This window comes from Leisingera sp. JC11 (genome assembly GCF_040704725.1).
Taxonomy (GTDB): Bacteria; Pseudomonadota; Alphaproteobacteria; order Rhodobacterales; family Rhodobacteraceae; genus Leisingera.
Genome location: NZ_JBFCVS010000007.1, coordinates 12,841 through 34,990, shown reverse-complemented (window position 1 = coordinate 34,990; position 22,150 = coordinate 12,841). Strand labels below are relative to the sequence as shown.

Sequence of the window (22,150 nt, the reverse complement as noted above, 5' to 3'; positions counted from 1 at the left end):
TTCAGATTACTTGCATTTCCGCCACTCTATGCCGGGCCGCCTGCCTGCGCCAACACGGCAACCCTGTCTGCCCGGATTTGCAACGGGGACTAAGTGGCATCAGCGACACACAGGAAATGCGGCTTGAATATTGGGCGGTACCGACGGCTGGCGCCTGCCGGCACATCCTTGTGACTGATTGTGACCGGATGCTGGCGCCCCTCCAGCACGCTCTCTCAATCAGTTTGAATGCAGACTGCCAAGCATTCTCCGGCCTGCAACGCTTTCTGCAGCTTGGCAAAATTCTCCTTGCAGAACCGGCGTCAGACCAAATGGGGTTTGACTAAACAGCCTCCGGCGCGCGAAGGTGTTGGAAAAAACAGGGGAAAACACGATCTCATGAGCGCCTTGAACCAACTGGGCGGGCTATTCTGAATGCGTCCGCTGCTGTCCGTCGAAAACCTCAGCGTCGGTTTTGGCAAGGGGGACTCCGTTGTCAAAGACGTGAGTTTTACCGTCCAGCCGGGTGAAACGCTTGCCCTGGTTGGGGAAAGCGGCTCGGGCAAGACGGTTTCCTGCCGGGCAGTGCTGCGCATCCTGCCGAAGGCGGCGCAGCTGCGGTCAGGGCGGATCCTGCTGGAGACCCGTGGCAAAAAACTGGATCTGGCCTCGCTGGATGAACGCCGGATGCGTGACGTGCGCGGCAACACCATCTCGATGATTTTCCAAGAGCCGATGCGCTCGTTGTCACCGCTGCACCGGATCGGCAACCAGGTGTCCGAGGTGCTGTGGCTGCATGGACGGAAATCCGAACGCGAGGCGCGCGACATTGTTCTGGATTGTTTTGAACGTGTCGGTTTTCCAGAGCCGGAGCGCACCTATCGCTCCTACCCGTTTGAATTATCGGGCGGAATGCGCCAGCGTGCGATGATCGCCATGGCGATGGTGGCCAAGCCGGACCTGCTGATCGCCGACGAGCCGACCACAGCGCTTGACGTAACTACCCAGGCACAGGTGCTGGGCCTGATGAAGGATCTGCAGCGCGAAACCGGCATGGCAATGATCCTGGTGACCCATGATCTGGGCGTGGTCGCCAACATGGCCGAGCAGGTCGTGGTGATGCACAAAGGCCGGGTCATGGAGTCTGGGCGCGCCGAGCCGATGCTGCGCGCGCCTGCACATCCGTATACCAAGGCGCTGTTCGACGCTGCACCGGAAATCCCGGACGAGGCAGTCGTTGCGATTCCTCCTTCGCGCGAAGACCTGATCATGGAGATGAGATCTGTCTCCAAGACCTACACGCTGCGGGCGGGTAAGGGCTGGCAGGCCCCGACGCTGATCCATGCCTGCCGCGAGATCGACTTGCGGGTAACCCGCGGCGAAACACTGGCAATCGTTGGCGAAAGCGGATCAGGCAAGACCACTGCCGCCCGCATCGCCTTGGGGGCAGAACCGCCCGACCCTGGCGGCGAGGTGCTGTTCCGGCCAAATGCCAGCCAGCCCCCGGTCACAGTTCATGACATGGACCGGGAGACGCGAACAGCCTTCCAAAAACAGGCCCAGATGGTGTTTCAGGACCCTTACTCGTCGCTGTCGCCCCGAATGCGCATACAGGACACGCTGATGGAGCCTTTGGACATCCATCGCATCGGCACCCGGACCGATCGTCGCGACAAGGCTGCGAAAATGCTGCGCCTGGTAGGGCTGTCGCCCGACATGCTGAAACGCTATCCGCACGCTTTTTCCGGCGGCCAGCGCCAGCGCCTGTCAATTGCGCGCGCCCTGATGCTGGATCCGGCATTGATTGTCTGCGACGAACCGACCTCAGCGCTGGATGTCTCGGTGCAGGAACAGATCCTGCGGCTGCTGGAAGACATCCGCGACCAGCACAACCTGTCCTACCTGTTCATCAGTCATGACCTTGCCGTGGTAGCACGGATTGCCGATGAGGTTGCGGTGATGCGGCGCGGGCTGATCGTCGAGCAGGCACCGCCGGAAACACTATTCTATAATCCCCAGCACCCCTATACCAAGGCGCTGATCGCTGCCCAGCCGGAACCGGATATCGACCGGCCCATCGACCTGAAACTGGTGGCGCAGGGTGCGGGGGCGCCCCAGCGCTGGCCCGAAGCCTTCCGGTTCAACGGCGTCGATGCCCCGCCCCTGGTGAATTTGAAAAACCTGGAACCCGGCCACAAGGTGCGCTGCCATGCTTGATGCCCTGAAACCTTTCCTGGCGGCTGCCTTCTGCTTTGCCCCTTTAGCTGCCTTCGCAGACATCGCTGTACAAGAAAGCAAATTCTGGAGCTCCGAAGTCAAGGCCGGGTATCTGCCACCAGCTGCCAAACGCCTGCCAGAAGTACCGCTAGTGGTGGATCTGGCCTCCAAGGGCCGGGAGTTCGGTATTCAGGGCGGAACGCTGAATACCATGGTCACGCGCTCCAAGGACATCCGGCAGATGGTGGTTTATGGTTATGCACGGCTGGCCGGTTACGACGAGAAATACCAGCTGAAGCCGGACATTCTTCTGGGATACGAGAACGAGGGCAACCGCCGCTACACGCTGCAACTGCGGCCCGGGCACCGCTGGTCCAACGGCGATCCGTTCACCTCTGACGATTTCCGGTACTGGTGGGAGGATGTCGCCAACAACGAGCTGCTGAGCCCCGCTGGGCCGCCGGACTTTCTGCGGGTAATGGGAAATCTGCCGCGGGTAAGCTTCCCCGACGAAACAACAGTGATTTATGAATGGGATGACCCGAACCCCAGTTTTCTGCACATGCTGGCTCAGGCTCGCCCGCCTTTTATCTACAGGCCAGCAAAATACTTGAAACAGTTCCACGCGGATTATGCCGACGCAGAGGTTCTGGAAGAGGAAGTTGACTACGCCCGTGTCAAAAGCTGGGCTGCGCTGCATAACAAGTACGACAACATGTACAAGTTCGACAATCACGAGCTTCCGACGCTGCAGCCCTGGATCAACGCCTCGCCCGGCAAGAAGATCCGCCATCAATTCGTGCGCAATCCTTATTATCACCGGATCGACAGCCGCGGTGTGCAGCTACCCTATATCGACACTGTAGAGATGGAGATCGTGACGGCGGGGCTGGTGGCCGCCAAGTCGAACGCAGGAGAAGCGGATCTGCAGGCCCGCGGATTGGATTTTCGCGACATCCCGATCCTGCGCAAGGGCGAAAAGGACAATTCCGGCTACATGACCTACCTTTGGGGTAACGGCGCTGCTTCACAGATCGCCATCTACCCGAACCTCAATACAAAGGATCCGCTCTGGCGTGAAATTCTGCGTGATGTGCGGGTACGGCGCGCCTTGTCCCTGGCTATCAACCGCCGCGCCATTAACAGAGCGCTCTACTTCAATCTCGCCAAGCCCGGCGCCATGACGGTGCTTGAGCAGAGCGAGCTGTTCGATCCCGCCCTGCGCGACGCTTGGGCCAGGTTTGACCCGGAACAGGCAAACCGCCTGCTGGACGAGGCCGGGCTGACCGAAAAAGACGGCTATGGCATCCGCTACTTACCTGACGGACGCCTGATGGAACTGATTGTGGAAACCGCCGGCGAACGTCAGGAAGTGGAAAACGCCCTCCAGATCATCGCCGATGACTGGCGCGATGTCGGGGTCAAACTAATCATGCGTCCGCTGGACCGCGACATTCTGAGAAACCGTGTCTTCTCCGGCAGTTCCATGGCCTCCGCCTGGTTTGGCTGGGACAATGGCTTGCCGCAGTCCTATACGTCCCCGGTTTACTTGGCCCCAACAGATCAGGTCTTTTTGTCCTGGCCGAAGTGGGGCCAATACTATCAGACCGGTGGCAGCGCGGGCGAGCCGCCGGACATGGAGCCGGCCAAGAAATTGCTTTCCCTGCTGCAGGACTGGGACATGGCCACGACAAAGGCCGGGCGCATCGCGGCCTGGCGCGCCATGCTGCAGATCCACGCAGAGCAAGTCTACGCGATAGGGGTGGTTGCCGCCGCACCGCAGCCTGTGGTCGTCAGCAAGCGGCTGCGCAACGTCCCTGAGCAGGCGATCTGGGCCTGGGACCCCGGCGCGCATTTCGGTGTCTACCGGCCCGACGAGTTCTTTTTCGAGGATGGCCTGGACTGATGGAGATACTGCGATACGCCATCTACCGCTTTGGCACCATGCTGATGACACTGCTGGTGGTATCGGTGCTGATCTTTGTCATCATCAACCTTCCGCCCGGCGACTACCTGTCGAACCAGATCGCCGAGTTGCAGGCTACAGGCCAGTCCGCAGGGGTGGCCAAGGCCGAATTTCTGCGTAAGGAATACGCGCTGGATAAGCCGCTGTGGCAGCAATACATGATCTGGATGGGCTTCATGCCCGGCCCGCATGGGTTCTCCGGCATGATCCAAGGCAACTTCGGCTGGTCCTTCGAATTTGACAGCCCGGTGGCTGATATCGTTGGCGACAGCCTTTGGCTGACTGTGCTGGTGAACCTGGCCGCCGTTATTTTTGTCTATACCGTAGCCCTGCCTCTGGGGGTGCTTGCCGCCGCCCGCGCCCGCACCTGGGTCGACTACACCACGGCCTTTGTCGGCTATCTGGGGCTTGCAACGCCAAACTTCCTGCTGGCGCTGATCCTGTTCTACTACGGCCACCGCTGGTTTGACCTGCCGATCGGCGGGCTGATGGCGCCTGAATTCGAAGGTGTGCCGATGAATTGGGACAAGGTGAAATCCATCTTGGTGCACCTCATTGTTCCAACCTTCGTGATCGGTACTGCCGGCGCCTCGGCGATGATGCAGCGGCTGCGGGCCAACATGCTGGATGAACTGGGAAAACCCTATGTGGAGACCGCCATCGCCAAGGGCATGGCGCCGTCCCGCATGCTGGCAAAGTACCCGCTGCGGGTGGCATTCAACCCCTTTGTGGCCGACATCGGCAACCTGCTGCCCTCGATGATTTCCGGCTCTGTCCTTGTGTCGGTGGTGCTGGGCCTGCAAACCATCGGCCCGACCCTGCTGACAGCGCTCAAGACACAGGACATGTTCCTGTCAGGATTTGTATTGATGTTCGTGGCCCTGCTCACCCTGATTGGCACCATGATTTCGGACGTGCTGCTGGTGTTGCTTGACCCCAGAATCCGCTACGAGGGGCGCGACGCATGACCCATTTGCCCGACGGACGTTTTGTCGATGATGAACCCTTCGATCCGCAGGCCTCGCTGCTGGAGCTGGAGCGCAAGGATCTTGATGCCCCGAATTGGCTGCTGGTATGGCGCAAGTTCAAGACACACAAGCTGGGTCTGATCTCCGGCATATTCCTCTTTATTGCTTACTTCCTGATCCCGTTCGCCGGCTTCATCGCCCCTTACGGCCCCAATCAGCGTTTTTCGGAACACCTCTATTCCCCGCCGCAGTCGATCAAGCTGTTTCACGAGGGTGAGTTTATCGGCCCGTTTGTCTACCCGATGACTTCCGAGGCCAACCTCGAGACCTTCCAGTGGGAGTTCAAGCCGGACACCTCACGCCCGCTCAAGCTCAAGTTCTTCTGCGAAGGCAGCACCTATTATCTGGCCGGCTTCATAGAAAGCAACCGGCACCTGTTCTGCGCCAGCGAAGAAGCCACGATCTTCATCTTGGGGTCTGACCGTCTGGGCCGCGACATCTTCAGCCGCGTTTCCTATGGTGCGCAGCTGTCGCTCACGGTTGGCCTGATCGGGATCACGGTCTCCTTCGTGCTTGGCATCTTCTTCGGCAGTGTCGCCGGGTATTTTGGCGGCCGAGTGGACTGGACGGTGAACCGGGTGATCGAGATCCTGCGCTCGCTGCCTGAACTTCCCTTGTGGCTTGCGCTGTCAGCGGCGGTGCCCTCAAACTGGTCGCCGGTCGCGGTTTTCTTCATCATCTCCATCATTCTCGGCATTCTTGACTGGCCCGGACTGGCCCGCTCAGTGCGCGCCAAATTTCTGTCGCTCCGTGAAGAGGAATATGTCCGCGCGGCGGAAATGATGGGCGCCTCTTCCGGACGGGTGATCCGCAAGCATCTGCTGCCGAACTTCATGTCGCACCTGATCGCCTCTGCCACCCTATCAATCCCGGCCATGATCCTGGGCGAAACCGCGCTGTCCTTCCTCGGCCTCGGCTTACGTGCGCCGGCTGTTAGCTGGGGGGTAATGCTGAATGACGCGCAGAACCTCACGTCCGTGGAAATCTACCCCTGGCTGGCCATTCCGATGCTGCCGATTGTAGTCGTCGTACTGGCCTTTAACTTCCTGGGCGACGGGCTGCGCGATAGCTTGGATCCCTATCAGCAGTGACCCTGCTCACCGCCCTCCCCGCCATGGAGCAATACCGCCTCACCGGCAGCGGCCGGTGGCCCAGCGCCTTTGCTGTCACAGAACTGGCTAATGCTTCAATTGCCGCCGTTGGGCTTGAACTGGCAAAGCTGATCGAGGTGCTGAACCTCGCGCCCACCGCGCCCGATGTCATTGTCGATCAGCGTCTGACGTCCCTGTGGTTCAGCTACAGCTTCCGTCCAGAGGGTTGGGAACTGCCCAGCCTGTGGGATGCGATCGCCGGCGTCTATGAAACACAGGACGGCTGGATCCGCCTCCATACCAACCTGCCGCATCACCGCCAGGCAGCGCTGCGGGTGCTTGAATGCGCCGGCACGCGGGAGGCCGTGGCTGCCTCGGTAAAGTATTGGAATGCGGATAGCCTGGAAAGCGAAACTGTGGCTGCTGGCGGGGCGGCTGCCGCCATGCGCAGCCGAGCGGACTGGCTGTCGCACCCTCAGGGCCGCGCTGTGGCGGCAGAGCCACTGATCGACTGGTGTTTCCCCCGCCATATACAGCTGAGAGATCGGCCGCAGGCGATTGTTGAACGCCCGCTTGCCGGCTTGCAGGTGCTGGACCTCACCCGCGTTCTTGCCGGGCCGGTCTCCACCCGCACACTGGCCGGTTTTGGTGCCGATGTGCTGCGCATCGACCCGCCCGGCTGGGACGAGCCGGGAGTGATCACCGACATTTCCCTAGGAAAGCGTATGGCCGCGCTCGACCTGACCAAAGGCGAAGACCGGCTGGTATTCGAAACCCTGCTTGCCCAGGCCGATGTGCTGGTGCACGGCTACCGGCCCGGCGCACTGGACGGGCTGGGGTATGACGCAGGCAACCGGCGGCAGCTTGCGGCAAACGCCGTGGAAGTGACGCTGGATGCTTATGGCTGGACCGGCCCCTGGGCCACGCGGCGCGGGTTCGACAGCCTGGTGCAGATGAGTGCTGGCATTGCAGATGCAGGCCGGGACTGGGCCGGGACCAACAGGCCGCACCCACTGCCGGTACAGGCGCTGGATCATGCAACTGGATATCTGATGGCCGCCGCAGTGCTGTCGGCACTCACTGCAGCGGCGCAAGGCGAGGCAGTTCCGACTGCTCGCCTCTCGCTGGCGCACACAGCGGAATTGCTAGCGGGGATGGGCAAGACTGCCAAAGGACCGGATATCGCCGGGCCAAAAGACGACGACTACTTGCCGCATATTGAAACAAGCAGCTGGGGGTCTGGCCGTCGACTTGCTGCACCACTCACTCTGAACGGCACGGCAATGCACTGGGAATTACCTGCCACCCGCTGCGGCAGCGCCGCTGCCGCCTGGGCTGATTAACCGGCGGCACGCGAGCCGCCCCTGCCCCTAGGCAATCTGCCCCCCAAAAAACAAACCTGGAAAGAAGCGCCCGTCAGATTCCCGGCATCTTGCCCGTCCAGCAGCCTCCAGAACTGCGCCGCGCACCAGCGCGGCGCAAGGCCCAACCCCAAGCTGAACACGTCAGCGGTCAAGCGCGGGGGCGGGAGGGCGCCCTTTGCCAAGGTTATTCAGCGGTCGTCGCCGCCTGGTCCACCCATGTCTTCCAGCATGTCCTCGTCAATAGCTGCCTGCACAGCTCCCAACGCGGCCTCCTTCTGTTTTGGTTTCACCTCTTCCTCCTGATCCGGGGCCAGGCGCACCGTGACCTCGCGGTGGGCGAATTTGACGCCTTCACGCGCGAAAAGTTCACGAATCTCTTGGTACACCCGCTTGCGAACGATCCACTGGTCGCCCGGCTTGGTCATGAATTTCACCCGGATGATCATTGCCGAGTCCTGCATCTCGATCACCCCCTGCGACTTCAGCGGCTGGATGAAGGTTTGGCCGACAACCGGATCATCCATCAGCTTTTGCCCCAGCTTCTTGATCAGCTTCCTGACCTTCTCCACATCGGTGTCATAGGTCACCCGCAGCGGCAGTTTCATCATTACCCAGTCGCGGGAGTAATTGGTCAGCACCTTGATCTCACCAAAGGGTATGGTGTGCAGCGCGCCCAAGTGATGGCGCAGCTGGAAGGAGCGGACGGAGATCTTTTCGACAGTGCCCTTCACATCGCCGATGTCGATGTATTCGCCTTTGCGGAAGGCATCATCAATCAGGAAGAATGCGCCCGAGAAGATATCCCGCACCAGCGTCTGCGAACCAAATCCCACGGCCAGGCCAACCACACCGGCACCGGCAAAGAGCGGGCTGACGTTAATGCCCAGCTCCAGCAGCAGGATGAGGACGATCGACACCAGCACCACCGCCAGGATTGCACCGCGGAACAGCGGCAGCAGGGTCGCCAGCCGGCTGGCCCCGCCGGCACCGCCCTCATCGCCCAGTTCGGCCTCTGGAACATCCCCCACTTCTTCGTCGATCTTGCTGTCGATCCAGATCCGGAACAGGTGATAGACGATGTAGCCGATGAACAGGATCACAGTCACATCCACGACCCGCTCGGCAGCAGTAGTCTTGAGCCAGCTGGCGTCCGGTTTCCAGACAATTACCAGCGAATATGCACCGACAACAAAAGCTAGGATGCCCGCAACCCTGCGCGCGAGATCCTCGTATGTAGCTATCGGGTGTTTTGTCTTGAGGGAGGCTCCTTCCTCCCCCCCCTCTTCCTCTGCTTCCGGAGCAGCGCTTTCCGGCTGCACTGCCTCAGTGTCAGCAGCCGCCCCGCCCGCATCCGGTGCTGCACTTTCCGCAGCAGACGGCACTGCCGCCGCGGCTTGTACAGCGAGGCTGCGGCGGAAATACCTTTCGATCAAGTAATTTATTACTCCGTACACAACCAGGATCGTGGTCAGAACAAAGTAGCTGCCCGCCATCAACGGGATCGAAACTTCGTGCTCAAGAACCAGATCAAAGGCCAGCTTGAGCCAGCCGAAAACCATGTAGACCATCAGCACCGGCGCCCAGGCGACCGCCAGGAACCGCACCAGCCAGGAGCAGTCCTCGGGCGGGCGGCCAGCACGGATGGCATTGGAAATCGCCCGGCCGTTGACCAGCACCATCAACAGGTTGCCCAGCGTCCCCGCCAGTGCCAGAACGCCGTAGACCAGTGCATAGACATTGTAGTTAAGTCCGAAATCCCCGACCCAGGTCGCAAACAGCGTCGAGGAAATGTCGTATGTCGCCAACAAGGACGCCCAGATATACAGCCGCTTGGCATCCCGGTCGGAAAATACCGGGATACGGTATTGCGCCAGGAATGGTGACAGCACCATCCTCCACAGGTCCGATACGGTCCGTGCCAGAAAGTAGGCAGTGTAGATCGCTGTGACGGTAAACTCGATAGAGGGATCGCCCGACGCACCGAAAACCAGATACGAAATCAAGGCTGCAAAGATCATCGCAAAGATGGTGGCTCCGACCCCCATCAAGAAGCGGTAGACCAGAAAAGGCATCTTTTCCTGATAGCCTTCGGGAGTTTCCCGGATCCGAGCGACCACAAACCTTTTTGCGATACGCTTGCCATAAATCTCCACTGACAGCCAGCGTCCGATCAGCAGGAACAGGACACTCCAACCCAGCACCTCGACGTAGGTCATGATACGTCCGTCGGGGCTGGTCTGTCGCAGGATGTACTGCATTTCGAAGACCGAATAGGGCAGCGCCTCCAGCCGGCTGTTCAGCTCTGCGCGAAACGCTGCGACCCTGGATTGCGCCTTCATCAGAGCTGACGGCTGCTCCATCGCGCCAGAGGCAGATTGATCCCCCTGCTGCTCACCCTCAGGCGGCGCGTTCAGCAGCCGCCCGCTGCTGTCCACTACCAGCACGCTGACACCGCTTTCGGCTGCTTGCTCAATCGCCCGGGACAGTGTCTCTGCATTCCTTGCGTCACTTTCCTGCGCGCTGGCGTGAGCTGTCAGCCCGAACCCCAGCAACAGGCAAAGCAGAAACCGAAACAGTGATTGCAGCATGACTGGCTATCCTTATGGAAACTTGAGCCGAATTAACCATCTGCCGGGGCGTTGCGCAAATAGCGCGCGTGCAAATTACCGTGCGCCTTGCAACAATGCCGCATGATTGCATGCGCTCCAGCTCCGGGCTATACAAATTCAGATATCTGCCTCCGGCAGAAAGCCGTGATGCCGCGGCCCGGCAGCTATCAGCCAAGCCGGTAGCGGTGAAAGCAAAATACTGACCGCGCCCTGCCGTACACGGACATTGGGCGCGCAAACTGAGGCGGAAGATGGCCGAGCATAATAGCACGCGCCCAGAGAAGAGCGGCAGGGCCAGCTGGCGCGCTGCCTCTACCGCCGAAGCCTGCCTGGTGGCCGCCGCCCGGCAGTCCTTCCGGGATTTCGTATGACGGACACAGGCATCACTCACTCCCCGGCTGAAGCTGCAAAGCGCGGTCCCCGGATCATGTTCTACAGCCACGACACATTCGGGCTGGGTCATTTGCGCCGGTCGCGGGCCCTTGCCGGCGCGATCACAGCTGCCAATCCCGACGCCTCTGCGCTGATCCTTACCGGTTCGCCTGTCGCCGGCCGGTTCTCCTTCCCGTCCCGGGTCGACCATGTGCGTCTGCCCGGTGTCATCAAGCGTTCCGACGGCTCCTACGCTTCGCGCACCATGGGCATGAGTATCGAGGAAACCGCAGAGCTGCGTGCAGCCCTGATCCGCTCGACCGTCGAACAATATGACCCGGACGTGCTGGTCGCCGACAAGGAGCCAACAGGCTTTCGCGGCGAACTGATGCCGGCGCTTGACCTTCTGAAGACACGCGGGCGCTGCAAGATGGTTCTGGGTCTGCGCGACGTGCTGGATGAACCTGAAGTGCTGGCCGCCGAATGGGAGCGCAAGCACGCGGTCGAGGCCACCCGTGATTTCTACGATGAGATCTGGGTCTACGGACCCCGCTCCGTTTACGACCCCACCGCCGGATTGCCCTTCACGCCCGAAATGCAGGCCCGCATGCATTGGACCGGCTACTTACGCCGCGATCTTGGACAGGTTGGGGAGCCGCCTGAACAGCCCTATTTGCTTGTCACTCCCGGTGGCGGCGGCGACGGTGAGATGATGGTGGACCTGGTGCTGTCTGCTTATGAGGCCGATCTGGACCTTTCCCCCCGCGCGGTACTGGTCTACGGCCCTTTCCTGTCCGGCGAGACCCGTGAGGATTTTGAAGAACGTGTTGCCCGCCTGGACGGACGCGTGACGGCTGTCGGCTTTGAATCGCAGATCGAAACCCTTTTTGCCGGCGCTCAGGGTGTCGTCTGCATGGGCGGTTACAACACCTTCTGCGAAGTGCTGTCCTTTGATAAGCCAGCAGTGATCGTGCCCCGCACCACACCGCGGCTGGAGCAATGGATCCGTGCCAGCCGGGCCGAAGAGATTGGCCTCACGACCATGCTGGATGAAAACAGGGACGGCTGGACCGCGCCAGCGCTTGCCAAGGCAATCCGTGCATTGGCAACCCAGCTTCCTCCCTCTTCCGCCGGCTCCGAGGGTTTGCTGGACGGGCTGGATTACGTGACCCGCCGGGTTGCTGCACTGCTGCAGGACACCCGTCAAGAGGCTGCTGAATGACCGCTGCCCGCCCACCCCTTGCGGTGGTGGTCAAGGGCTGGCCGCGCCTGTCCGAGACCTTCATCGCGCAGGAACTGGTTGCTCTTGAGGCCGCTGGTCACGCTTTCGAGATCTGGTCGCTGCGCCACCCGACCGATATTAAACGCCACCCCTTGCACCTACAGCTGAAGGCGCGGGTGAACTACCTGCCCGAATACCTGTATGAGGAGCCAGACCGGGTCTGGCGTGCGCGCAGTGTCGCACAGCAACTGCCCGGCTACGGCGAGGCCTACCGCATCTGGCGAGCTGACCTGCGCCGGGATCTGTCTCCGAACCGCATCCGGCGCTTTGGCCAAGCCTGCGTGCTGGCCGCAGAAATGCCGGATGAAGTCCTGGGTCTCTATGCGCATTTTCTGCACACGCCGTCCTCCGTGGCCCGCTATGCCGCAATCATGCGAGGCCTTCCTTGGAGCTTTTCTGCCCATGCCAAGGATATCTGGACGTCGCCGGACTGGGAAATTCAGGAAAAGCTCTCTGCCGCCCATCACGGTGCTGCCTTTGGCGCCACATGCACCGGCTTTGGCGCCAAGCACTTGCAGGGAATGGCTGATAAACCAGACCGGGTCGATCTGGTTTATCACGGGCTGGACCTGACCCGTTTTCCTGCGCCGCCGGAACGGCAGCCGCGCCAGCCGCAGGATCCGGTTCACTTCATGTCAGTTGGCCGCTTGGTAGAGAAAAAGGGGTTTGACCGGCTGATAGCCGCCCTTGCGCTGCTTCCTGCAGGCCTGGACTGGCGCTGGACCCATATAGGCGGTGGCGGACTGGGCGATCTGCTGCAGGGAATGGCAGAGGACGCCGGGATCGCTCACCGCATCACGTGGCGCGGCGCCTGCGACCAGCCCGAAGTGATCGATGCCATGCGCAGCTCCGACCTGTTTGTGCTGCCCAGCAGAGTGGCGGCGGATGGCGACCGCGACGGTTTGCCAAACGTGCTGATGGAAGCTGCCTCGCAGGCTTTGCCAATCCTGTCGACCCCGGTTTCCGCAATCCCGGAATTCATTGATCACGGTACCCATGGGCTGCTGAGCGAAGACAGCCCGGAGGCGCTGGCCGAAAGCCTTCTCTACGCTGCCCGGCAGCCTCAAAAACTGACGCAAATGGCTGAAGCCGCGCTTGCGCGCTTGCGCACGGACTTTGGCATGGCTCCCGGCATTGCCCAGCTCTCCAAGCGGCTGACCGTGATGCTGCAGAGCAGATAAGCCTTATGCAGCCGGGAGCCGGTAAGCGGGTTGCCTTCTACGCCCCTATGAAGCCGCCCCACCACCCCGTTCCCTCAGGCGACCGTGAGATGGCCCGTAATCTTGTGGATTTGGTGCGCAACAGCGGTGCGGAGGTACGGCTGGCTTCGGACTTGAGGATCTTTGACAAACACGGCGACGCCAAGGTTCAGGCCGATCTTCAGCGGCAAGCTGATGCTGAAGCGGAAAGGCTGATCCGCGGGATGCCGGAAACCGACCTTTGGATTACCTATCACAACTACTACAAAGCCCCGGACCTGATCGGCCCTGCCGTAGCCCGCGCCCGCGGCATACCGTATGTGCAAATTGAGTCCACCCGCGCCAAGAAGCGCCTGACCGGTCCTTGGGCTGAGTTCGCCAAAGCCGCCCATGCTGCCGCGGATGCCGCAGATGCGGTATTCTACTTCACCGAGCAGGACCGTTTTGCGCTGGAACGAGACCGGAGAGGCCGTCAGACCCTGGCACATCTGCCGCCCTTCTTGCCGATAGAGGAGCTGCCCGCCGCGTCCTCTCTGGACGGTCCGATGCTGACCACGGCTATGATGCGTGCAGGCGACAAACTTGCCTCTTACAGCATCATTGCCGAAATGCTCACCCTGCTGCCGGGCGATTGGCATCTCGATATTGCCGGTGACGGCCCGGCGCGGCCCGGAGTTGAGGCGCTGATGGCGCCCTTCGGGAGCAAGGTCCGTTTCCTCGGCCAGCTCAGCCGCTCGGAACTAGCCGCAGCCTACGCCAGGGCCGGCTTGTTTTTATGGCCCGGAGTGAACGAGGCCTTCGGCATGGTCTACCTGGAGGCACAGGCCCACGGCTTGCCGGTTGCCGCACAAGACCGCCCTGGCGTTCGGGATGTTTTGCTCCCGGCCCCATACCCGGCCGCGGATGAAGGCGCGGAGGCTCTTGCATCCTTCACCGGTCAATTGCTTGCCAACCGCACGCTGCGCATCCAGACTGCCAGGAATGCCCGTGACTTCGTTGCCCAAAAGCACCTTGCACCCGCCGCTGCCCGGCGGTTCTGGGAAACTGTTCTGCCGCTGATGGACCTTTCTGCATGATCCGCCTCGCCCTCCTCCGCCATGGCCACACCGCATGGAACCGGGCCGGCCGCCTTCAAGGCCGCAGCGATATTCCTCTGGATGATCAGGCCCGCTCAGATCTGCGCGGTTACGCCCTGCCTCCGGATTGGCAGCTGGCCGAGCTCTGGTCCAGCCCGCTGGTGCGCGCAGCGGAAACAGCAGAACTGATAGCAGGCCGCCCTCCGCGCACTGCGCCGCAACTGACCGAGATGAACTGGGGAGAATGGGAAGGGTTGCACGGCCTGGATCTGAAAGCAGATCCCGTCAGCGGCTACCGTGATATTGAAAATTGGGGCTGGAGCTACCGCCCGCCTGGAGGCGAGACCCCGGCTGAGGTCTGGTCCCGGATTGAGCCCTGGCTGACGGATCTGACGCAGGACGCTGTGGCTGTTTGCCATATCGGCATCATGCGTATGATCCTGGCACGGGCTTATGGCTGGAGCTTTGACAGCCCTGCCCCATTCCGCATCAAACGCAACCGGCTGTTTGTGGTGGAAGTTGATGGCACACGCATCACTCCCTGGCCTGAACCCGTCCGGCTGTTACGCAGGGATGATCCATGAAAGTCCTGATTGCCGTTACACATTTGCTGGGCACGGGGCACTTGTCGCGCGTGCTGACCTTGGCCCGGGCTTTCATCGCCGCAGGCCATAGGGTTCAGGTCGTCTCCGGCGGCTTTCCGGCGCCGCAGCTCAACGCCGACGGGGTTGAACTGATTCAGCTGCCGCCGCTGCGCTCGGACGGAGTGAATTTCACCCGCCTGATGGCAGAGGATGGCGCGCTGGCAGATGAAGCCTATTTGGCGCGCCGCCAATCGGCCCTCTGCGCTGCGCTGCAGGGCATGCAGCCTGACGTCTTGCTCACGGAACTCTACCCATTTGGCCGCCGTTCCCTGCGCAAGGAGTTCCGCGCCCTCCTGGAAGCGGCTCGCACGCTGCACCGGCGGCCGGTAATCCTATCCTCCATCCGCGACATCCTCGCTCCCCCTTCCAAACCGGAAAAGGCGGAAAAGGCCGACGCTGTAATTGCGCAATATTATGACGCAGTACTGGTCCACTCTGACCCCGCCGCCACCCGACTCGAGGCCAGCTGGCCGGTCTCTGGCATGCTTGCAGAAAAGCTGCGCTATACCGGTTATGTGGCCCCCCCCGCCGCTGGCCCGCACCCAGAGCAGGCTGGTACTGGCGAAGTTCTGGTCAGCGCAGGCGGCGGCAGCGTTGGCACCTCGCTCTACCGCACGGCTTTGGAAGCTGCAAAACTGATGCCAGAAACCGCCTGGCGGCTGCTGGTTGGCGGCTCGGATGCCAGGGCGCGTATTGCGGAGTTTTCCAGCACCTGCTCCCCTGCCCTTCTGGAGCCTGCCCGCAAAGATTTCCGCCAGATGCTCTCCCACGCCGCCGCCTCTGTCAGCATGTGCGGCTACAACACCGCGCTGGATCTGTTGCAGGCCGGCACGCCTGCGGTGCTGATCCCCTTCGATGCCGGCAACGAGACCGAACAGGGCCTGCGTGCGGACAGCCTGGCTCCACTGAATGGCATTGAAATCGTGAAAACTGCCGGGCTGACCCCCGAAGCGCTATGCGCTGCGGTCAAGGCGGCAATGCAGGCTCCGCCGCGGCCGGCAGGCGGTTTCAGGTTTGACGGAGCCGCCCGGAGTGTGGAGATTGCCGCAGAACTTGCGGGAGGGCGAGAATGACGGCGGATTGGAGCGGTCTGGACCGGGAACTGGAGCAATGGCAGGCGGCAGGGCGGACGCTGCCGCTGTGGTGGCGGGACGACGATGCGATGTCCCAATCTTCAGAACTCGAACGGTTGGCAGAGCTCTCAAAGGACCTGGATCTGCCAGTGCATCTTGCGGTGATCCCCCAGGGCGCGACACCTGACTTGGCCCGCTTCATCGCAGAGCATCCGACACTGATTCCGGTCGTTCACGGCTGGGCACACCAGAACCACGCGCCTACGGGTGAGAAAAAGGCAGAATTCGGCGCCCACCGCCCGCTGGAGGAGCTGCTGGATGATGCAGAGCGCGGCCTGACTGCTTTGCAAAAATTGTTCGGCAGCAGCCTTAGGCCGATGTTTGTACCGCCCTGGAACCGGATTTCACCGGAAATGCTAACCTGGCTGGCTGGCGCCGGGTATACGGCGGTGTCCACCTTCACTCCGCGCAAAGCCTCCAAGCCTGCATCCGGGCTGCTGCGTGTGAATACCCACCTTGACCCGATCGACTGGAAGGGAAGCCGCAGCCTGCTTCCGCCGGACCAGCTGATCACGCAGGTGGTGCGTCAGCTGCGCGACCGCCGCCTGGGCGACGCGGACAATGCCGAACCTTACGGGCTGCTCACCCACCATCAGGTGCATGATGAGGCAATCTGGTCCTTCATCGCAGCGCTTGCGAAACGCTTGCTTGATGGCCCGGGCGAGGCCTGGATCTATGATGAAAGGATGTCCTGAATGAGCCGTCTGGATTCCATGCTGCGCCGCCTGACTGCCCAGCGTGATGGGCTGAACTGGGCCGCTGACCAGATCAGCCCGCTAACAGGAGACGTGCTGGACATGGGACTTGGAAACGGGCGCACCTATGATCACCTGCGCGAGATCCTGACCAGCCGCCGGATCTGGGTGATTGACCGGGTGCTGCAATGCCATCCGTCCTGCGTTCCGCCAGAAAAGGATTTTCTGCAAGGCGAAGCGAAGCCGATGCTTGAGCAACTTGCGGCGGATGGTCACAAAATCGCCTTGGCCCACTACGACTTCGGCTTTGGCGTCAAAGAAAGAGACGTGGCCGAAGCTGCCGCCCTCTCGCCAGTAATTGCCCAAGTCATGGCACCTGGCGGGATCATCGTTTCCGGCCAGCCGCTAACAGGTTTTGAGGAATTGGACGGTCCCGCGGGCATACCCCCGGGACGCTACATGTTCTATCGGGCCGAATGACACCACACCCGCCCGGCCTTTAATAGCGGGTGGCACGGGCCCGCCCTTGATGGGCGGACGTGCGCTTCGCTCCCTTCTGCCCATTAAGGGTTAAGCCACGCGCAAGCCGCGCGACCAGACCCCGCGCAGGGCGGGCGTGCAAGCCTTGATGCCGAACCTTATCAGGTCAGCGCGCTTGCCAATCTCCAGCCGTCCGCGGTCGTCCAGCCCGACCGCAGCAGCCGGTGCTTGTGTCACCGAACCAAGTCCCCGAGCCACATCGCCCCACAGCTCACCCAGCCTGACCGCGGCCATCAGCAGCGCTGCGGGCACATAGTCCGACGAAAGGATATCCAGCAGCTCGAGCTCCGCCAGGTCATGCGCCGCTACATTGCCAGAGTGGGAGACGCCGCGGATCAGGTTAGGTGCTCCCATCATCACTTTGATATCATGGGCACGGCAGGCCTGCGCTGCCTCCACAGTTGTCGGGAACTCAGCCAAGCGGATACCGTGGCCTGCAGACACGGCCACCTGAGCCGCTGTGGTGTCGTCATGGCTTGCCAAAACTGCGCCGAACCGTTTGGCCGCTTTTACCGCTTCCGCTTCGTGCAAAGCGCCATAGGTCTCTTGCAGCTCCATCAGGTGCGCCACATGCTCCCGAAAGGCCGCATCATCAAAGCCGTGTTTGCCCTTCACATATTCCTTCAGCTTGGAGATATCGCGAAACTGGCGCTGACCCGGCGTATGATCCATGAGCGAGACCAAACCGACACGGTCTTCCTCTCCGAAGGCATTCAGTTCATCCACCAGGGTGTCCGTGCAAACTTCTGCCCGAAGATGCAGGAAGTGGGAGATTTTCAATGCGTCCGCTGCCCGCAGCTCCAGCAGTTCCGAGGCAAGCTGCCGGGCATAAGCGCCATAGCGGCTTTCCCGGCGGCTGATTGAGCCCACACGCATGGCATCAAACACTGTGGTGATGCCGGTACCTGCCAGTTCCGCATCATGGGCAATGATTGCGCTCGCATGCGGCCAGTCGACCTTGGGACGAGGCTGAATGTGGCGCTCCAGGTTGTCCGTGTGCAGTTCCACCAGCCCGGGGCTCACATAATCGCCCTCGCAGTCCATTGCTCCTGCCGGAACTGAGACGCCATCCGCGATGTCTGCAATCTCACCACCGCAGATCTTCACACTACCGGTCCGGACCTCGCCCGGCAGCACCAGAGTGGCATTGGCAAGGATCATCTCTTCTGTCATCTGAACTTCACATCTTTCGAACTATGGAAGGCCACGTTTAGGAGGCCAATGTGACATTCACGCGATACGCGATCTATTACGCCCCTCCCGCTGATGCGGAATGGAGCCGGTTTGCAGCCAGCTGGCTTGGCTGGGACCTGGAAACGGGTACCATGGTGCCGCACCCGAACGTGGCTGAACTGGACATTGGCGCAATCACGGATGTGCCGCGAAAATACGGTCTGCATGCGACGATGAAGCCGCCGATGCGTCTGGCAGAAAGGCAGACCCAGGCAGCGCTTGAAGCCGCCTGCAAAGCCTTCGCCTCTTCGCAAAAGCCCGTCAGTCTTGATGGCCTTCACTTGGCCCGCCTGGGCCGATTTCTCGCCTTGTGCCCCACCGGGGAGCACAGCGCGCTGAATGCCCTGGCCGCGGCCTGTGTAACGGAACTCGACTCCTTCCGTGCCCCAGCACCTGCAGCCGAACTGGACCGCCGCCGCGCCACGGGCCTGACGCCGGAGCAGGAAGAGAACCTCAGCCGCTGGGGCTATCCTTATGTCCTGGACCAGTTCCGCTTTCACATCACGCTTACCGGAAGGCTGCCCAAACCGGAGCTGCCCGCAGTGGTGGAAGCACTGAACAAGCATTTGATCCCGCTGCTGCCCGCCCCCTTGGAAATCCGCGACCTGGCACTGATGGGCGAAGCACCGGACGGAAGGTTTCACCTGATTCAACGCTACGCCCTCTCTGGCTGAATGACCGCCAGCGCGCCGTTCACCGCGGCGCTGAGCGCGCCGCTGTTGTCAATTACATGGACTCTGCGCAATCCTGCTGGCAACGGATATTCCGCGCGGGCAAGACGGCGCCGCACCTCAGCCGCGCCTTCCCGCCCTCGGGCTGCGAGCCGCTCAGCCAGCACGTCAGGGCGTGCCGTTACCGACAGCACGATGAAATCGCCGAATACCTCCTGCGCCTCCAGCAGCACCGCGCGGGACAGGTTCACCAGCACCCCGCCCGCGCTCGCGCGCAACGTTTCGATGTCCCGCGAAATGCCGTAGTGCAGCCCATGCGCCTGCCAATGCAGCGAAAAAACACCGCTTTCGGCAAGGGCGGAAAATTCGGCTTCCGATACTGCCTGATACTCTTCCCCGCCCGCCTCAGGCGCGCGGGTGATCACCCGCCGCATCAAGCGCAGATGAGGGCCGGAGACCGCCAGGGCAGACATCAGGCTGTCCTTGCCAACCCCGGACGGCCCGACCACTGCAATGACCGGGCCTCTCCTAACCGCCGCACTCATGCCGCCGCCTTGGGGGAAAATGCGGAGACGTCCACGAACCGGTCGCAAACCTGTTGGCGCGCAGCCTCATCGTGGAAAATACCGATGATGGCCGCTCCACGTGATTTTGCAGCTTCAATCAGCCCCAGAACGGTAGCCCGGTTCCGGGCATCCAGGCTGGCCGTCGGTTCATCCAGCAGCATCGCGGGGTAGTCATAGGCAAAACCGCGCGCGATGTTCACCCGCTGCTGCTCCCCGCCCGAGAAGGTGGTGGGGCTGAGCCCCCACAGCCGTTCAGGGATATTGAGCTGCGCCAGCAGCGCGGCAGCCTTGTCTCGCGCCTGATCCAGCGGTGTACCGGCGGCCAGCAGCGGCTCTGCCACCACATCCAGGGTCGGCACCCGCGGCACTACCCGCAGGAACTGGCTGACATAACCCAGTGTCTCGCGGCGCAGTGCCAGAATATCGCGCGGCTCGGCCTTGGCGACATCGACACTGCCAACCAGGACGCTGCCGGAGGCCGCCAGGTAGTTGCCGTAGATCACCCGCATCAGGGTAGACTTGCCCGCCCCGGATGCCCCGGTCAGGCCGACACATTCACCGGGCTTCACGCTCAGGCTGGCGTTTTCCATCACCGGGATCACCGCCCTGCCCTGATTGTGCAGGGTAAAACTCTTGCTCACATTGTTCAGTTCAATCATCGCCCTGCCCTCAGGCTTGCAGCACGCTGGAAACCAGCAACTGGGTATAGTCATGCTGTGGATCGTCCAGCACCTGATCGGTCAGCCCGGTTTCCACTAAGTGGCCATCCTTCATCACCATCAGCCGGTCCGCCAGCAGGCGCACCACAGCCAGATCATGGGTGACAATGATCGCGCTCAGCCCCATCTCGCGCACCAGGCCGCGCAGCAAATCCAGCAAGCGTGCCTGCACCGAGACGTCCAGTCCCCCGGTTGGTTCGTCCATGAACACCAGCCGCGGACCGGTCACCAGATTGCGAGAAATTTGCAAGCGCTGCTGCATCCCGCCGGAAAACGCGCTGGGGCGGTCGTCAATCCGGCTTTCGCTGATCTCCACCCGGCCGAGCCAATCGGCGGCACGTTCGCGGATCGCGCCATAGTGACGGTCGCCCACGGCCATCAGCCGCTCGCTGATATTGCCGCCCGCAGACACTGACATCCTCAGCCCGTCACGGGCATGCTGATGGACAAAGGCCCAGTCGGTGCGGCTCAGCATCCGGCGTTCCGGCTCGGACATGGTGACAGTATCCACCGGCCCCTCCGTACGGGTGTCAAAGATCACCTCGCCCCGGTCGGGGGGCAGATGGCCCGCCAGGCTGTTCAGCAGGGTCGATTTGCCTGACCCGCTTTCGCCGACGATCCCCATCACCTCGCCGGGATAAAGATCAAAGCTCACGTCCGTGCAGCCGATCCGCGCGCCGTACATCTTGGCAACGTTCTTCACTTGCAGCAAAGGGGTCATCACGCTGCCTCCTCACTTAGGCGGCCCGAGTGGCTCGCCTCGCGCCGCGAACGGCAATAGTCCGTGTCAGAGCAAACGAACATCCGGTTGCCCGCATCATCCAGGATCACCTCATCCAGATAGCTGTGCTCGGAGCCGCACAGGTCGCAGGCGTGCTCGGCCTTGCTGGCCTCAAACGGATAGTCCTCGAAATCCAGCGAGACGACCTGGGTATAGGGCGGCACCGCGTAGATACGCTGCTCGCGGCCTGCGCCGAACAGCTGGATGGCCGCCATCTCCATCTTGGGGTTGTCGAACTTCGGGATCGGCGACGGATCCATCACATAGCGCCCCTCCACCTTCACCGGGTAGGCATAGGCGGTGGCGATGGCGCCGTGCTGCGCGATGTCCTCATAGAGCTTCACATGCATCAGCCCGTATTCCTGCAAGGCATGCATCTTGCGGGTCTCGGTCTCTCGCGGCTCCAGAAAGCGCAGCGGCTCCGGGATCGGCACCTGATAGACCAGGATCTGATCCTCGGTCAGCTTTGCCTCCGGAATCCGGTGGCGGGTCTGGATGACGCTGGCCTTTTCGGTTTCCTCGGTGGTCTCAACACCGGCCGTCTTTTCAAAGAACTTGCGGATCGACACCGCGTTGGTGGTGTCATCCGCCCCCTGGTCGATCACTTTCAGCGTATCCTCTGGGGTCAGCGTGGCGGCTGAGACCTGCACGCCGCCGGTGCCCCAGCCATAGGGCATCGGCATTTCGCGGCTGGCAAAAGGCACCTGATAGCCCGGCACAGCCAGACCCTTGAGGATCGCCCGGCGGATCATCCGCTTGGTCTGCTCGTCAAGGTATGCAAAGTTGTAGTCAGACATGATTGGCTCTCTCAGACCCGGGTTTGAACCCCGTCAGGAGGTTGCTTTGGACGCTTTGCTTGCAGTTGGCATTGCTCTTGCAGCAGCTATTGCGCTTGTCCTGTTCGCCGCATTCGACGGCTTTGGAACTGATTTTAAAAAGCTCGGCGAAGATGGCGACCCCAGTGCCACTCGAAAGGATGACTGAA

At 61.7% G+C, this 22,150-nt stretch carries 20 protein-coding genes; 14 read left to right on the top strand and 6 right to left on the bottom strand.

Going from position 1 to position 22,150, the window contains the following annotated elements:
- The first annotated feature begins 414 nt into the window (after positions 1–414).
- From AB1A62_RS09455 to AB1A62_RS09435, 5 genes are read left to right on the top strand one after another with little or no spacing between them, the layout of a single operon-like run.
- Entirely contained in the window at positions 415–2,196 is a 1,782-nt protein-coding gene (locus tag AB1A62_RS09455; protein WP_366661254.1) for an ABC transporter ATP-binding protein, read from the top strand.
- Positions 2,189–4,102, top strand: coding sequence for an ABC transporter substrate-binding protein (locus AB1A62_RS09450; protein WP_366661253.1), 1,914 nt, complete (start codon positions 2,189–2,191; stop codon positions 4,100–4,102). The genes AB1A62_RS09455 and AB1A62_RS09450 overlap by 8 nt, the downstream gene beginning before the upstream one ends.
- The gene (locus tag AB1A62_RS09445; protein ID WP_366661252.1) at positions 4,102–5,130 is read left to right on the top strand and encodes an ABC transporter permease; all 1,029 of its coding nucleotides are present in this window, start codon (positions 4,102–4,104) and stop codon (positions 5,128–5,130) included. Before AB1A62_RS09450 ends, AB1A62_RS09445 begins: the two co-directional genes overlap by 1 nt.
- A complete protein-coding gene (locus AB1A62_RS09440) occupies positions 5,127–6,281 on the top strand; it encodes an ABC transporter permease (RefSeq protein ID WP_366661251.1) in 1,155 nt (384 codons plus the stop codon). The genes AB1A62_RS09445 and AB1A62_RS09440 overlap by 4 nt, the downstream gene beginning before the upstream one ends.
- A complete protein-coding gene (locus tag AB1A62_RS09435) occupies positions 6,278–7,624 on the top strand; it encodes a CoA transferase (protein ID WP_366661250.1) in 1,347 nt (448 codons plus the stop codon). The genes AB1A62_RS09440 and AB1A62_RS09435 overlap by 4 nt, the downstream gene beginning before the upstream one ends.
- 209 nt (positions 7,625–7,833) lie before the next feature.
- On the opposite strand, the gene AB1A62_RS09430 is transcribed toward AB1A62_RS09435, so the two are convergent.
- Positions 7,834–10,233, bottom strand: a complete 2,400-nt coding sequence (locus AB1A62_RS09430; protein WP_366661249.1) for a mechanosensitive ion channel family protein — start codon at positions 10,231–10,233, stop codon at positions 7,834–7,836.
- 388 nt (positions 10,234–10,621) lie between these two features.
- Here AB1A62_RS09430 and AB1A62_RS09425 point away from each other — a divergent pair, with 388 nt between their 5' ends.
- From AB1A62_RS09425 to AB1A62_RS09395, 7 genes are read left to right on the top strand one after another with little or no spacing between them, the layout of a single operon-like run.
- The gene (locus AB1A62_RS09425) at positions 10,622–11,848 is read left to right on the top strand and encodes a glycosyltransferase (protein WP_366661248.1); all 1,227 of its coding nucleotides are present in this window, start codon (positions 10,622–10,624) and stop codon (positions 11,846–11,848) included.
- Positions 11,845–13,089 (top strand): glycosyltransferase family 4 protein, encoded by a 1,245-nt coding sequence (locus AB1A62_RS09420; RefSeq protein WP_366661247.1) that lies wholly within the window; start codon positions 11,845–11,847, stop codon positions 13,087–13,089. The genes AB1A62_RS09425 and AB1A62_RS09420 overlap by 4 nt, the downstream gene beginning before the upstream one ends.
- A gap of 5 nt (positions 13,090–13,094) precedes the next feature.
- Positions 13,095–14,183 carry a glycosyltransferase gene (locus AB1A62_RS09415; protein WP_366661246.1) on the top strand — a complete coding sequence of 363 codons (1,089 nt, stop codon included), beginning with the start codon at positions 13,095–13,097 and terminating at the stop codon, positions 14,181–14,183.
- Positions 14,180–14,767 carry a histidine phosphatase family protein gene (locus AB1A62_RS09410; protein ID WP_366661245.1) on the top strand — a complete coding sequence of 196 codons (588 nt, stop codon included), beginning with the start codon at positions 14,180–14,182 and terminating at the stop codon, positions 14,765–14,767. The genes AB1A62_RS09415 and AB1A62_RS09410 overlap by 4 nt, the downstream gene beginning before the upstream one ends.
- Positions 14,764–15,900, top strand: a complete 1,137-nt coding sequence (locus tag AB1A62_RS09405) for a glycosyltransferase (protein ID WP_366661244.1) — start codon at positions 14,764–14,766, stop codon at positions 15,898–15,900. The genes AB1A62_RS09410 and AB1A62_RS09405 overlap by 4 nt, the downstream gene beginning before the upstream one ends.
- Positions 15,897–16,655 (top strand): polysaccharide deacetylase family protein, encoded by a 759-nt coding sequence (locus AB1A62_RS09400; protein ID WP_366661243.1) that lies wholly within the window; start codon positions 15,897–15,899, stop codon positions 16,653–16,655. The genes AB1A62_RS09405 and AB1A62_RS09400 overlap by 4 nt, the downstream gene beginning before the upstream one ends.
- The gene (locus AB1A62_RS09395; RefSeq protein ID WP_366661242.1) at positions 16,656–17,135 is read left to right on the top strand and encodes a class I SAM-dependent methyltransferase; all 480 of its coding nucleotides are present in this window, start codon (positions 16,656–16,658) and stop codon (positions 17,133–17,135) included. It abuts the gene before it with no gap.
- A 90-nt stretch (positions 17,136–17,225) separates the two neighbouring features.
- Here the strand turns inward: AB1A62_RS09395 and AB1A62_RS09390 are convergent, their stop codons facing one another.
- Positions 17,226–18,368: an alpha-D-ribose 1-methylphosphonate 5-triphosphate diphosphatase gene (locus AB1A62_RS09390; protein WP_366661241.1), complete on the bottom strand. Its 1,143-nt coding sequence runs from the start codon at positions 18,366–18,368 to the stop codon at positions 17,226–17,228.
- A 50-nt stretch (positions 18,369–18,418) separates the two neighbouring features.
- Here AB1A62_RS09390 and AB1A62_RS09385 point away from each other — a divergent pair, with 50 nt between their 5' ends.
- Entirely contained in the window at positions 18,419–19,102 is a 684-nt protein-coding gene (locus AB1A62_RS09385) for a DUF1045 domain-containing protein (RefSeq protein WP_366661240.1), read from the top strand.
- Here the strand turns inward: AB1A62_RS09385 and phnN are convergent.
- Genes phnN through AB1A62_RS09365 form a run of 4 tightly spaced genes read right to left on the bottom strand, consistent with a single transcriptional unit; the run spans position 19,084 to position 21,962 of the window.
- A complete protein-coding gene (gene phnN, locus AB1A62_RS09380; RefSeq protein WP_366661239.1) occupies positions 19,084–19,644 on the bottom strand; it encodes a phosphonate metabolism protein/1,5-bisphosphokinase (PRPP-forming) PhnN in 561 nt (186 codons plus the stop codon). The two genes, AB1A62_RS09385 and phnN, sit on opposite strands and share 19 nt — an antisense overlap.
- Positions 19,641–20,324 (bottom strand): phosphonate C-P lyase system protein PhnL, encoded by a 684-nt coding sequence (gene phnL / locus AB1A62_RS09375; protein WP_366661238.1) that lies wholly within the window; start codon positions 20,322–20,324, stop codon positions 19,641–19,643. The genes phnN and phnL overlap by 4 nt, the downstream gene beginning before the upstream one ends.
- 10 nt (positions 20,325–20,334) lie before the next feature.
- On the bottom strand, positions 20,335–21,105 hold the full coding sequence (gene phnK, locus AB1A62_RS09370) for a phosphonate C-P lyase system protein PhnK (RefSeq protein WP_366661237.1): 771 nt from the start codon (positions 21,103–21,105) through the stop codon (positions 20,335–20,337).
- Positions 21,105–21,962 (bottom strand): alpha-D-ribose 1-methylphosphonate 5-phosphate C-P-lyase PhnJ, encoded by an 858-nt coding sequence (locus AB1A62_RS09365; protein WP_366661236.1) that lies wholly within the window; start codon positions 21,960–21,962, stop codon positions 21,105–21,107. The genes phnK and AB1A62_RS09365 overlap by 1 nt, the downstream gene beginning before the upstream one ends.
- On the opposite strand from AB1A62_RS09365, the gene AB1A62_RS09360 reads away from it, so the two are divergent.
- A complete protein-coding gene (locus AB1A62_RS09360) occupies positions 21,961–22,149 on the top strand; it encodes a hypothetical protein (protein WP_366661235.1) in 189 nt (62 codons plus the stop codon). The two genes, AB1A62_RS09365 and AB1A62_RS09360, sit on opposite strands and share 2 nt — an antisense overlap.
- Position 22,150: the final 1 nt, after the last annotated feature.

Bases quoted from the DNA above. Each gene is read 5' to 3' on its own strand.
- phnL (WP_366661238.1), bottom strand. From the start codon at position 20,324: ATGATTGAACTGAACAATGTGAGCAAGAGTTTTACCCTGCACAATCAG.
- AB1A62_RS09430 (WP_366661249.1), bottom strand. From the start codon at position 10,233: ATGCTGCAATCACTGTTTCGGTTTCTGCTTTGCCTGTTGCTGGGGTTC.
- AB1A62_RS09405 (WP_366661244.1), top strand. From the start codon at position 14,764: ATGAAAGTCCTGATTGCCGTTACACATTTGCTGGGCACGGGGCACTTG.
- AB1A62_RS09410 (WP_366661245.1), top strand. From the start codon at position 14,180: ATGATCCGCCTCGCCCTCCTCCGCCATGGCCACACCGCATGGAACCGG.
- AB1A62_RS09395 (WP_366661242.1), top strand. From the start codon at position 16,656: ATGAGCCGTCTGGATTCCATGCTGCGCCGCCTGACTGCCCAGCGTGAT.
- phnN (WP_366661239.1), bottom strand. From the start codon at position 19,644: ATGAGTGCGGCGGTTAGGAGAGGCCCGGTCATTGCAGTGGTCGGGCCG.
- phnK (WP_366661237.1), bottom strand. From the start codon at position 21,105: ATGACCCCTTTGCTGCAAGTGAAGAACGTTGCCAAGATGTACGGCGCG.
- AB1A62_RS09440 (WP_366661251.1), top strand. From the start codon at position 5,127: ATGACCCATTTGCCCGACGGACGTTTTGTCGATGATGAACCCTTCGAT.
- AB1A62_RS09445 (WP_366661252.1), top strand. From the start codon at position 4,102: ATGGAGATACTGCGATACGCCATCTACCGCTTTGGCACCATGCTGATG.
- AB1A62_RS09450 (WP_366661253.1), top strand. From the start codon at position 2,189: ATGCTTGATGCCCTGAAACCTTTCCTGGCGGCTGCCTTCTGCTTTGCC.
- AB1A62_RS09455 (WP_366661254.1), top strand. From the start codon at position 415: ATGCGTCCGCTGCTGTCCGTCGAAAACCTCAGCGTCGGTTTTGGCAAG.
- AB1A62_RS09420 (WP_366661247.1), top strand. From the start codon at position 11,845: ATGACCGCTGCCCGCCCACCCCTTGCGGTGGTGGTCAAGGGCTGGCCG.
- AB1A62_RS09425 (WP_366661248.1), top strand. From the start codon at position 10,622: ATGACGGACACAGGCATCACTCACTCCCCGGCTGAAGCTGCAAAGCGC.
- AB1A62_RS09390 (WP_366661241.1), bottom strand. From the start codon at position 18,368: ATGACAGAAGAGATGATCCTTGCCAATGCCACTCTGGTGCTGCCGGGC.
- AB1A62_RS09400 (WP_366661243.1), top strand. From the start codon at position 15,897: ATGACGGCGGATTGGAGCGGTCTGGACCGGGAACTGGAGCAATGGCAG.
- AB1A62_RS09365 (WP_366661236.1), bottom strand. From the start codon at position 21,962: ATGTCTGACTACAACTTTGCATACCTTGACGAGCAGACCAAGCGGATG.
- AB1A62_RS09360 (WP_366661235.1), top strand. From the start codon at position 21,961: ATGATTGGCTCTCTCAGACCCGGGTTTGAACCCCGTCAGGAGGTTGCT.
- AB1A62_RS09415 (WP_366661246.1), top strand. From the start codon at position 13,095: ATGCAGCCGGGAGCCGGTAAGCGGGTTGCCTTCTACGCCCCTATGAAG.